The organism is uncultured Thiodictyon sp. (genome assembly GCF_903946935.1).
Taxonomy (GTDB): Bacteria; Pseudomonadota; Gammaproteobacteria; order Chromatiales; family Chromatiaceae; genus Thiodictyon.
In genome coordinates, this window is the sequence record NZ_CAJAXH010000144.1 from 13,164 (window position 1) to 24,433 (window position 11,270).

The 11,270-nt window shown below is 65.4% G+C and carries 9 protein-coding genes; all 9 read left to right on the plus strand.

Features of this window, described 5'->3' with window-relative positions:
* The first annotated feature begins 33 nt into the window (after window positions 1-33).
* The 9 genes from xerD to QZX93_RS12965 all read left to right on the plus strand — a co-directional run bounded on the left by xerD (window position 34) and on the right by QZX93_RS12965 (window position 11,261).
* Window positions 34-930, plus strand: a complete 897-nt coding sequence (gene xerD / locus QZX93_RS12925) for a site-specific tyrosine recombinase XerD (RefSeq protein WP_295392841.1) — start codon at window positions 34-36, stop codon at window positions 928-930.
* Window positions 905-1,117, plus strand: coding sequence for a hypothetical protein (locus tag QZX93_RS12930; RefSeq protein ID WP_295392840.1), 213 nt, complete (start codon window positions 905-907; stop codon window positions 1,115-1,117). Before xerD ends, QZX93_RS12930 begins: the two co-directional genes overlap by 26 nt.
* Window positions 1,118-1,136: 19 nt before the next feature.
* Window positions 1,137-1,619: a YajQ family cyclic di-GMP-binding protein gene (locus QZX93_RS12935; RefSeq protein ID WP_295392839.1), complete on the plus strand. Its 483-nt coding sequence runs from the start codon at window positions 1,137-1,139 to the stop codon at window positions 1,617-1,619.
* Between the two features lie 83 nt (window positions 1,620-1,702).
* The gene (locus tag QZX93_RS12940; protein WP_295392838.1) at window positions 1,703-2,452 is read left to right on the plus strand and encodes a DsbC family protein; all 750 of its coding nucleotides are present in this window, start codon (window positions 1,703-1,705) and stop codon (window positions 2,450-2,452) included.
* A 152-nt stretch (window positions 2,453-2,604) separates the two neighbouring features.
* Window positions 2,605-5,196, plus strand: a complete 2,592-nt coding sequence (locus QZX93_RS12945; protein ID WP_295392837.1) for a hypothetical protein — start codon at window positions 2,605-2,607, stop codon at window positions 5,194-5,196.
* A 27-nt stretch (window positions 5,197-5,223) separates the two neighbouring features.
* A complete protein-coding gene (locus QZX93_RS12950) occupies window positions 5,224-6,453 on the plus strand; it encodes a hypothetical protein (RefSeq protein WP_295392836.1) in 1,230 nt (409 codons plus the stop codon).
* A gap of 120 nt (window positions 6,454-6,573) precedes the next feature.
* The gene (locus tag QZX93_RS12955) at window positions 6,574-8,346 is read left to right on the plus strand and encodes a glycosyltransferase (protein WP_295392835.1); all 1,773 of its coding nucleotides are present in this window, start codon (window positions 6,574-6,576) and stop codon (window positions 8,344-8,346) included.
* Between the two features lie 195 nt (window positions 8,347-8,541).
* Window positions 8,542-10,476: a glycosyltransferase gene (locus tag QZX93_RS12960; RefSeq protein ID WP_295392834.1), complete on the plus strand. Its 1,935-nt coding sequence runs from the start codon at window positions 8,542-8,544 to the stop codon at window positions 10,474-10,476.
* 20 nt (window positions 10,477-10,496) lie between these two features.
* Window positions 10,497-11,261 (plus strand): class I SAM-dependent methyltransferase, encoded by a 765-nt coding sequence (locus tag QZX93_RS12965; RefSeq protein ID WP_295392833.1) that lies wholly within the window; start codon window positions 10,497-10,499, stop codon window positions 11,259-11,261.
* Window positions 11,262-11,270 lie beyond the last annotated feature (9 nt).

Below are 11,270 nucleotides of genomic sequence, written 5' to 3' on the forward strand. Positions count from 1 at the left end.
GGCAATTTCCGAGTTTAGGCTGAAGGGGGCGCGATGGCGGATGACCGGGCGGTGATCGAGGGTTTTGCCGATAATCTCTGGATGGAGCGGGGTTTGAGTCAGAACACGCTGGCGGCCTACCAGTCGGATCTGCGCGCCTTCGCGCTCTGGATCGAGCGTGAGCGCGGGCACTGCCTGCTCCAGGCCGATCGCCTGGACCTGCTCGATTATCTGGCGGTCCTGTCGGTGGCGGGGCGCAAACCGCGTTCCGCGGCCCGCCTGCTGTCGTGCCTGCGCCAGTTCTATCAGCACCAGGTGCGCCAGGGCCTGCTCCAGGAGGACCCGAGCGCGCGGGTGGATGCCCCCAAATTGGGCCGGCCCTTGCCCAAGAGCCTCACCGAGGCGGAGGTGGAGGCCCTGCTGGCGGCACCGGACCCCGCGGACTCGCGCGGCCATCGCGACCGCACCATGCTCGAGGTGCTCTATGCCGGGGGGCTGCGGGTGACCGAACTGGTAACCCTCACCTCCGGCCAGGTGAGCCTGACCCAGGGGGTGGTGCGCGTCACTGGTAAGGGCAGCAAGGAGCGGCTGGTGCCGCTCGGGGAGGACGCCGTGGACTGGCTCGCGCGGTTCGTGCGTGGGCCACGCCAGGACCTGCTGGGCGGGCGCACCAGCGATTTCCTGTTTCCGACCAGCCGCAGCGACTGCATGACCCGTCAGGCCTTTTGGCAGCTCATCAAGCGTTACGCCATCCAGGCCGGGGTGGTGAAGCCACTGTCGCCCCACACCCTGAGGCACGCCTTTGCCACCCACTTGTTGAACCATGGGGCGGACCTGCGCGTGGTGCAGATGCTGCTGGGACACAGCAGCCTGTCGACTACCCAGATATATACACACGTTGCTCGGGAGCGGTTGAAACAACTGCATGCGCGGCACCATCCACGTGGGTGAGTTTGGTCAAGGAACAGGTCTCACGCCAAGACGCCAAGACGCCAAGGTTATTGAGCGTTATCAGCGTCCGGCGGTTTATCTGGTGGGGGAGCGCAACGCTTTTTTCTTGGCGTCGTGGCGCCTTGGCGTGAGAAAATGCCCGATCCGGCTTGCCAGCGCCCTTGTTCGGCGTTTAGATATCAAATAGATGTAAGGACTTAACTACAATGCCCTCGTTTGACATCGTCTCCGAGACCGACCTGCAAGAGGTCCGCAACGCGGTCGATCAAGCCAATCGGGAGACCTCCACCCGTTTCGACTTCAAGGGTGTCAAGGCCACCTTCGAGCTCGTCGACGGTAAGGTCTTGCTGGTCGCCGAGCAGGAATTCCAACTGCAACAGATGATGGACATCCTGCGCCAGAAGCTCGTTAAGCGCGCGGTCGACCTCCAGGCCCTGGACCCCCAGGCGCCGGCGATTACGCTCAACGCCGCGCGTCAGGAGGTGTTGCTCAAGCAAGGGGTGGATAGCGACACCGCCAAGTCCATGGTCAAGCGGGTCAAGGGCAGCAAGCTCAAGGTCCAGGCGCAGATTCAGGGCGACCAGGTCCGGATCGCCGGCAAGAACCGCGACGACCTCCAGGAGGCCATCGCCCTGTTGCGCGGCGAGGACTGGGGGCTCCCGCTCAAATTCAGCAACTTCCGGGACTGAGCGCCCCCATCTATCCCAAGGCACGGGCACGGCGTCGCCGCGTCCCCCATATTCAACCCCTTCCTTGAGACCGAGAAACCATTATGTATTTTCGCCGCTCGCTCGCCGCCGCCACCCTGATGCTCGTCACCGGTGCCCTTTTTGCCGCTGCCCCCGAGGACGCCACCATCCGCGCGGCCCTGGTCAAGGCCGTCCCAGACATCAAGATCGACAGTATCCAGCCGTCCCCGATCAAGGGGCTCTACGAGGTGATGGTCGGCAGCGAGATCATGTATGTCACCGCCGATGGCCGTTACTACGTGGATGGCCGCATCGTCGACCTCAACAAGCGGGAGGACCTGACCGAGCCGCGCTTGAACGGCGTGCGCAAGCGCCTGTTGGACGGCCTCGGTGAGTCCCAGATGGTCATCTTCGATCCCCCGGGGGAGACGAAACACACGATCACGGTCTTTACTGATATCGACTGTGGTTATTGCCGCAAGCTCCACAGCCAGATCGCGGACTATGGCAAGGAGGGTATCCGCGTACGCTATGTCTTCTTTCCGCGCGCCGGTAAGGGCAGCCCGGCCTACAAGGAGGCAATCTCGGTCTGGTGCGCCGGTGACGCGGCGGCGCGCCGCACCGCCTTGACCGATGCCAAGGCCGGCAAGCCCATCGCGGAGAAAACCTGTGACAACCCGGTGGATGCCGAGATGGCGTTGGGGGAGAAGCTCGGTGTGCGCGGCACCCCGGCCATCGTCACCGAAACCGGCGAGATGATCGGCGGTTATGTGGAGCCCACGCGGCTGGCGGCCAAGTTGGCGGGCGACGCCGCGGGCGCTCCGGCGCGTTGAGCCGCGGCGGGGGGGGCTGCCGAAACCCGGTCCGATAGCGACCGGGAGCGGGTAGCGATCTGGATGCATCCAGGTGGCCATGTCCTAAAAACCCACGGGCGGGGGCGATGACAGCTTGGTTGAACCGCTTGACCCTAGTTGCCGGCCACTGGATGCCACCGCTACTTGAACGACTGGAGCCTGGACGCCGCGCCGCGGCCCTGTGGTCGGCCTTGGCGCTGGCCCTCGCCCTGGCGATCGCCGGACTCTCGGCCGCGGCCCCGACGATCGAGAAGCGACTCGATTCCGGTCGGCTGACGGCGCGTGGCGGTCAGGGATTCGAGATGGCGCTGGGCTCGCTGGCAGCCGCTCCATTCAGCGTCCCCGGCGACGCGGTCGGCGATAGCCACGAGCAACAGTCCCGGCTGGAGTTGTTCGAGGATGGCCGCCCCCTGGGTCCGGCACACAGTCTCCACCAGGACGTCGATAGCGTCGGCAGTGGCGCTTATTCCCATTGGGGCAAGGCGCTGCTGCTGTCCACCTCGGACGGCACCGACCCCCGAGCCAACGGGCGCGAGTACCGTATTCGCGTGCAGGCGGGCGTTCATCCCACACTCTGGTGGCTGTTCCTGATTGCCACGGTGGCCGCTGTCTATCTGATCGTGCGCCAGAGCGACCCGCGGCACTTTCGCATCGTTTTCCTCCGGCTCGATGATGGCTGGGGCTGGTCGGCCGCCTTTGTGATCGCCTGCGTCGCTGCCGCCCTCTTACTGTTGCTCCGCGATTGGGCGACGGCGCGTACCGTCTCACTCTCGGCCGCCGGGCTCCTGCCATTCAGCGACGCCCTCGGCTATTGGAGCTGCGCCGCCGAGATCGCCGGCACGGGCGACCTCACGCAGCTCGCAGACTGGTGCGGAAAACGATTGCCGTACACCACCTTTCTGGCCGCAGCGATGGGGCTGACAAACTGGCATCCGCACCTGATCTACGCGGTCCAAGCGCTGGTCATCGCCTTGGCGGTGGCCGCTCTGGCCCTGCAGGCGGCACGCCTTACCGGCCTGATCGGGGGTGCGCTGGTCGCGCTGCTGCTGTTGGCGTATGCCAATGAACATGCGCTGGGAACGACCATGACCGAGGTGGCTGGACTCACGGCCGGCGCCGCGGGTTTGGCCCTGCTGCTCCAAGGTTCCGAGCGTGCTAGGCCGTTCGTGCTGGCGGCCGGTCTCGCCCTGTTGAGCATCGCCCAGGTGAGTCGCTCGGGGGCCATGCTGATCCTTCCCTCCGTCTTGCTGTGGACCGTCTTGGTCGCCCCCCGGTTGGGCCTGCGGCGCTGGAGCGCCACCGGCATGGCCATCCTCGCGCTGTCATCGGGATTCGTCCTACAGCAAGGTCTGGCGCAGTCGCTGCACGTAAAATCCGGCGCCTCTTTCGGCAATTTCTCGCTGACCCTCTATGGCTTGTCGGTCGGCGGCAAGGGCTGGGCCCAGGCTTATCAAGACTTCCCTGAGTTATTCAACACGGTTGCCGACTCAAGCCGCAACCCGCAAGCCTCATCGGTGGGACCCGGGGAAGCGCTGCTGGAACACGCGACACCGGTAACGGCCATGGCGCCCGCACCACCCCGCCAGATGAAAGTGGCGGGCGCCGGCCGTTCCCCCACCCCGCCCACACCCACGAGGGGGGAGGGAGACTTGGAGCGCGCTCCCGGCGCGACTTTTACGGTAAAGGACCTGGGCAGCGCCTATACAGCGGTCTACGCCTTGGCCCTCTCCAACATCCGTCGCGCGCCGGACGTATTTCTGGGTGCATGCCTGCGCGCGCTCGCGTACTACCCCAGATACCTGTTCGACTTTGCTCCCTGGACGCCCCACTCTTGGCAGTATCTTAAGGGGTTGTTAATCTTGGGGTTGGCTTGGTGTCTGTACCATTGGCGCTCGCCGGTCGGCCTGTTGCTACTGGTCATGATTATCGGTGAGGCAGCGTCTGCGCCGCTGATCATTACTGACGGTGGCGTCCGATTATTCGCGGGTTCGATCAGGGTCCGGGTGCTGTTGGCGGCCTTGGGTTTGCGGGTGATCGCGGCGCTGTTGTGGCCGCGCCAAACGGCATTGGGGAATGCGGTGACGCCGCGGCAGGCGCGGGGTGCGCCCACAGTAGCCGTTACCGCCGGTGCGCTGCTGGTCGGGCTCTCGATATTGCCGGCCACGGGGCTGCTGGACTTTGCCCGGCTCCCGGCGGTCACGGCACCGGCCTGCCCCGCGGGCGAGGAGCCAGTGGTCGCTCGCTTCGACCGGGAGTCGCCGACGCTCGCCTTGGCGATGGACGGGCAGGCGGGCACGATTTTTCCGCTGGTGGTGAGTCAGAAGCGGCTCCTGGCGGGCATGGACGGGCTTTGGTTCGCCGAAGGCTTCGGGGCGTTAAGACCCGGCGCGACCATGGTGAGCGCCTTTCGTCGCGAGTCGGACAACCTCGCGCATGGGTGCGGGTTGTTCCTGGAGCAACGGCCTGCCTGGTTGACGCCCGGAACCTTGGTGCGCGCTTGCGTTGCGCCGAACGACTATGTGACTATCGCCGACCGGCCCTACCTGCGAGTGCGCTCGTTGGCGCCGGTGCAGACTTCGGGTAGCGGCGGTCGTAGCCAAGAGAGCGGCCCCGCCGGCAGTCCTCCTGAACCACGGCGGGCGGAACGGCTTGCGAGTGACGCGGACGTGGCGGGGCAGTCGACATTTCGACTCGGAGCCGCACCTGGCGATTCAATAAAATGATGTTTTGCAACAAAAGAGATCATTGATATGACAGTGATCGCTGGCCGGTTATCCGCAAGACACTCGGTCATCGCCGCGGCACTACTTATCGCGGCATTGCTCTTAGTCTATGCGGTCAGCGATCGAAGTAAAGCCGCCAATGCCTCCGCGCCACCGGCATTGCGGGGAGATTGGGGCGGGTCGTTCGGTTTTAGCGGAAAAAAGTATCCGATCCTATACAATCATGAGTCGATGTCCTTGCCTGGGAATGTCAAAAACCATGGATTTTTTCTGCCCACATTTTCGCCTGATCGACCTGAAGTAAATCCCGGGTCGCCGCGTATCGTGGCCGCTGGCGAAAACACCCTTGTGTCTTTCGATGTGCCCGGGGAGTATTACCTGATCTTCAGTGAGGTTGCGAAGCTAAAGGTTCTGGTATTGGACCGAGATGCGGCGATTTCAGCGAACGTACTCAGGTTGTTTGATTTCTTGACGGCAAATCTTGTAGTCACCAATGGTAATGACCGAGACTTTTATGAAAACAGGGAGCAATTCACGGTCGATTTTTTTAAGAGCAGCGGCCCGAAGTTATTGTTCTGCGGCCCGACGCTGCTGCTCTTTGAGGCGCTCATAAGGGATCGCTTTAATCTTCCCGCCCGGGACGTGAGCTTGACCGGCGTATTCCTGGAGGAGGGGCAGCTTAGGTACTCTACCCACAACGTGCTGGAAATTTTCTTGCCGGATAAGGGGCGCTGGGTGCTGTTTGACGTGAATAATGGGCTTGTCATAAAATGGCTAGATAGCTTTGAAATCACAGAGAAAATACGGCGGGCATCGAAAACCAAACAGACCATCGCCAAGGACGAGTTCGAGTCTATCGATTTCGACTTCCACTATGTGGTCGATGCCAAGCATAGCGTCAACTTCTTTGACCCGCGGAGCGCCTTTGCTCCCGACATGATCTCCCAGGAGAGCGTGCGCGCCGGCTGGCCGGGGGTGGCCAAGATGTTCTTAGGCGGGCCCGGGTATTGGGGCGGGCCGCGATTCGGCCACCGGGGATTACCGCCGGACTATGAGCTCTATTTAAGTTGGTACCATGAGGACCCGTTTCTATTGACCGCGCAACTGAAATGGCAGGAAAGTTGGGGTGTAAGGGTGCGTCACGTTCCACGGCTGGAGCTTAAGCGAATGCTGAACCAAGCGTATGCAAAACAAATTGCCGAAAAGGCCTGGTTGCCTTATCTGCCTCAACCGAATCAAAATGCGACTGCCCCTTAACTCAGACCTGGCCTTGACACTGTGAGCGCCACTCCCGGCCGGGAAGCGGGGCGCGCACCCTTGGCGTCGGCGAACGATCCACGCGTTGCCTCCGCGCTGGCCTGGTGCAGCCTTCGGGGCGTGCGCAGGCCGACCGTCGCCGTGCCCTTCACCATGGAGATCGGTGCCGCCCACGCGCTCTTTGCGTTGCTGGAACAGGGCGAGTTGAGCAGCTTGGTGCTGTCCCCGAGCGACTCGGGGACGGTTCAGGCCGAGGCGGTCGGTGCCTTCACGCCGACCACCTACTCTTGGCGTCTGCCGCGCCGCCTGGGGCGTTGCATCCTGTTTATGGGCACCCGCAACGCACTGACCGCGCCGATGATGGCGGCGGCCTTGCGGCGCGGCGTCCTGTCCATCGTGTACTGGGACGTGAGTCGCTGGCGGCGCTCACTGCTCGCCGTCCTGGCGCTCGATAAGCTCTTCGGTAAGGCGCTGGGTGCGTGCGAGCGCGTGCAGGTAATGGGACACAGCCCGTGCCGTACCTTCATGGACTGGCTGTATGCCGCGCATATCGGCGGCGGGCTGGCCGCCGCCCCCCTCCTCGCCAAGGCGCACCTTACACCCGTCGCCTCGCGCATCGTCCTGGCCTGCCCGACCTTGGTGGCCGGGGGCGCCGAACGCCAGATCGTCAACACCGCACTCGGGCTACGCACGCAGGGGCTGACCGACGTGACCGTCCTGGTAGCCAATCTGCACACCCCGCCAGGCAACGATTTTTTCCTCGCCAGGCTCGAAGCTGGGGGTGTCGTGGTGAGGGACACTGCCGCCGCAGCCGATGGGCTGCTCGGCTGGGAGCAACTAGCCCATGGTCCCTGGTCCAGCCCCGACGGCGAGGTTGCACTGAGCCACCTGAAGCGGCTCCCGTCGGCGCTGATTCAAGACGTGGTCGATTTATGTACCCTTTTTATGGATCTGCGCCCGGCGGTGGTGCACTGCTGGCTGGACTACAGCAACATCCGGGCCGGCCTCGCGGCCGTGGCGGCCGGGGTGCCACGTGTCATTTTGTCCGGGCGCAATGTCAGCCCGATCCACTTTCCGTACATCCATGAGCCCTTCATGCGCGCCGCCTATCGACTCCTGGTCGCACAGCCGGGCGTGCGGCTCATCAATAACAGCCGCGGTGGCGCGGACGACTACGCCGCCTGGCTCGGGCTGCCGGCCCACCAGATCCGCGTGATCTACAACGGCGCCGATCTCGACGGGTTGCGGCGCGCGACGCCCGCGGCGACCCGCGCCTTGCGGCAGCGTCATGGCCTCCCCGACCAGGCACCACTGGTGGGTGGCCTGTTCCGTTTCTCGGACGAGAAGCGCCCGTTGCTATGGCTGGAGACGGCCGCGCGGGTGGCCAAGTCCATTCCCGACGCCTGCTTCCTGGTCTTCGGCGCCGGTCCCCGGCAACCCGACATGGAGCGATTCATCGTCGAGCGCGGGCTTGGGGGACGCGTCAAACTTGCCCCGCCGACCCCCGATAGTGCCTTGGCCCTCTCGGCGTTCGACCTGTTGCTCCTCACCTCGCAGTGGGAGGGGACGCCGAACGTGGCGCTGGAGGCCCAAGCGGTCGGGACGCCGGTGGTCGTCTGCGGCGGCGGGGGAGCGCGGGAGGCACTGCACCCGGGGGTCACCGGACTCTATGTCGATGACGGGGATGCCGCGAGGCTCGCTGCGGCGGTGTGCGGCTTGCTGGGCAATGCCCTGCGACGGGCGGCGATGACCGCAGCGGCTCCCGGGTTCGTGCGGTCGCGTTTTTCCATGGGGCGCATGCTGACCGACACGATCGCCAGCTACGGCTTGACCGCGGGAGGCACGCGCGTCTCCGACGCGGCGGCCTCGGGCAACCGTCCGGGCCGGCCATAAGCCACGCGGGGGATCGCTGCGCAGGGAGCGCCGCAGCGCCGCCGCGCCCTGGTCAGAGGCATGATGTACTTCAATTTTCACTCAGGGTATCATGTGCGGGAATTCGCGACTGGCTCAGTAGTTCGCAAGGTCGTCGTCCATCACATCGAGTTGTCCGTGCCAGAGTCTTTAGACGCACCCATCCCGCACCGAGTTATGCGCGGTAGCGCAGATTTCAAACGTATCCAAAGGGTCCTCGACGGTATCCAGTCCGATGGTGGCCAGGCCGGCTTGGTCGCGGTTGCGTTTCATACCCAACCGTCCCCCGCTACGCTGCGGGAACTGCGCGGCGACCCGCGGATTGGCATCATCCTGACTCCAGACGCGGCGCCTACGCCAGATGCCGCCGTCCTGCCGTTCGCCAGCGTGGGGCAGCAAACGGACGGGCAGTTGCCGCCGCACTTGGTGCTGCCCCCGGACCTCATCTATGTCGGACCGGCGCAGGACGGTCCGCGACTGCGGTTGAGCCGTGCCTTACGCCGCGCCGGCACCCGCCGCTTGTGGTTCGTCGCCGCGCCCTGGTCGAGCGGCGACTGGGAGCGCGTGGCCTGGCTGCGCGCACTCGATTACCGGCTGCGTCAGGCGCCCAAGCTTGCTTGGTCACTCGTCGCGTGGTCGCTGCGTCAGGGGTGGCGCGTCCTGTTCGCCCTCGGGCGCCGAGTGCTGCCCCCGGCGTGGCTCGAATACCTGGGCGCGTGGCTACAACGCCCGCGGCAGTTCTACCGAGCGGTGCGCGACCGCCATGCCGAACGCCGGTTTGCGGCGGCCGCCGCTCAAGGGCCGACCCTGGGTGCGGTCCCCCCCGCGTTGCCGCCCGCCGCCTTTGTCGGGGGCCCCGTGGTATTGGTCAACAATGCCCTGGCCTGGGGCGGTGTGGAGCGTCAGGTTGTCTATGTGCTCAAAGGGTTGACGCGCGCCGTGCAGCGACCGCTCGCCTTGCGCTGTCTGCGGCTGCAAGACGGCGACGATTATCGCTTTTTCTTGCCGGCGCTGGCGGGCGAGGCGGTGAGCGTCCGCGACATCCGGGCGGCGGCGTGGGCCGAGGGTCGTCTCGCGCAAGGACTCTCGGAGCAACAGTTGGTCGGCTTGGCGGCCACCATCGCCGCGTTTCCCGACGACATGCAAACCGAAGTGCGCCGCTTCCTGGCCGAGTTCCTCGATACGCGCCCGGAGGTGGTCCATGCTTGGCAAGACTCGGCGAGCCTCGCGGCCGGGTATGCGGCTGTGCTCGCGGGCGTACCGCGGGTTATCCTGTCGAGTCGCAACATGAGACCAAGCAATTTCACCTACTACCGCCCCCACATGGCCCATGCCTACCGGTGTCTGGCCGGTGTGCCCGGGGTGGTTCTGATCAACAACAGTGAGGCCGGGGCGGCCGATTATGCCGACTGGCTCGGGGTTGGGCGGGAGCGCTTCGCGGTCAAACGCAACGGCATCGATGCGGCGCTGTTTCGGCGTCCAGGCGACCCGGAGATCGGCCGGTTCAGGGCCGCGCTGGGGGTCCCGGAGGGTGCCCCGCTGGTCGGTTCGGTGTTCCGTTTGTATGACGAAAAGCGCCCGCTCCTGTGGGTCGAAATGGCCGCGCTGGTCGCGCGCAGCCACCCCGCGGCCCACTTCGTGGTGTTCGGCACCGGCCCGCTCCAGGCCCGCGCCCGCGCCTTAGGGAACCGCCGCGGCCTCGGCGAGCGCCTGCATCTGCCCGGCACCACCCAGGAGCCCCAACTGGCCATGAGTGCGATGGATCTCTTCGTGCTCACGTCCAGCTTCGAGGGCACGCCCAACGTCGTGCTGGAGGCGCAACTCCTGGGCGTGCCGGTGGTCGCGACGGAGGCGGGCGGGACCCGCGAGGCACTCGACCAAGGTCGCACCGGCTGGTTGGTGGAACAGCCGACCCCGGCGGCCTTGGCCGAACGCGTGCTGGCGGTGCTCGCGGACCCGACCTGGCGGGAGCGCGCACGGACCGAGGCCCCGCGCTTCGTGGCCACACGCTTCGGCCTCCAACGTATGATCGATGAGACCCTCGGGCTCTACGGACTGCATTCGGACTTGCCGGATCCGGCTGGATCGGCCAGTTCCGGGATCGACCGCTGATATGGCAACAGAGGCCAGGCATGTTTTCCATCGAGCACCTGCATACCCTTCGCGCCCACGAGCTCGAACAGATCGTCGCCCAATTCCCCCCGGGAGCTAACATCCTGGAGATCGGTGCCGGGACTGGCGCGCAGGCCCAGGAGCTGTCCAGGCGCGGTTTCCAGGTCACGGCCATCGACCTGCCTCAGTCCAGGTACAGTGCGGATCGGGTCTATCCCGTGATCGACTACGACGGCCGCTCGCTGCCATGCGCCGACGCGAGTTTCGACGTGGTGTTCTCATCCAATGTGCTGGAGCACGTACCCGACCTGGCCCCGCTCCAACAGGAGATCAAACGGGTGCTCAAACCCGCCGGCTATTGCGTCCACGTCCTTCCCACCACGAGTTGGCGCTTCTGGACCTCGCTCGCCGCCTTCGCGGATGCCTGGTCCAGGATCAGGCCCCGGCTGCACGAACTGCTGCCGCAGCGGTGGCGCCGCGGCGAGGTGAGCCGGCTGCACATTGTGTGGGCCGAGGTTGGGCGAGATGTGCGTGAGCCCTTTACCCCAAAACCCCATGGGGAGATCGGTAACGCCGTCACTGAACTCTGGACCTTCAGTCGCACCCGGTGGGTGCGCGAGTTCCGCCGGCAGGGTTTCGTGGTCGAGGCGGCGCAACCCATGGGGCTCTTCTATACCGGCTATATGGTTTTCGGGGCACGTTGGGACCTGCCGCGGCGCCAGCGCCTGGCGCCCTGGCTGGGGAGCGCCTGCTGCATCTATCGTCTGCGACCAGCGATGCGGTAACGGTCGCCC

Bases quoted from the DNA above. Each gene is read 5' to 3' on its own strand.
- xerD (WP_295392841.1), top strand. From the start codon at position 34: ATGGCGGATGACCGGGCGGTGATCGAGGGTTTTGCCGATAATCTCTGG.
- QZX93_RS12930 (WP_295392840.1), top strand. From the start codon at position 905: ATGCGCGGCACCATCCACGTGGGTGAGTTTGGTCAAGGAACAGGTCTC.
- QZX93_RS12935 (WP_295392839.1), top strand. From the start codon at position 1,137: ATGCCCTCGTTTGACATCGTCTCCGAGACCGACCTGCAAGAGGTCCGC.
- QZX93_RS12940 (WP_295392838.1), top strand. From the start codon at position 1,703: ATGTATTTTCGCCGCTCGCTCGCCGCCGCCACCCTGATGCTCGTCACC.
- QZX93_RS12945 (WP_295392837.1), top strand. From the start codon at position 2,605: ATGCCACCGCTACTTGAACGACTGGAGCCTGGACGCCGCGCCGCGGCC.
- QZX93_RS12950 (WP_295392836.1), top strand. From the start codon at position 5,224: ATGACAGTGATCGCTGGCCGGTTATCCGCAAGACACTCGGTCATCGCC.
- QZX93_RS12960 (WP_295392834.1), top strand. From the start codon at position 8,542: ATGCGCGGTAGCGCAGATTTCAAACGTATCCAAAGGGTCCTCGACGGT.
- QZX93_RS12965 (WP_295392833.1), top strand. From the start codon at position 10,497: ATGTTTTCCATCGAGCACCTGCATACCCTTCGCGCCCACGAGCTCGAA.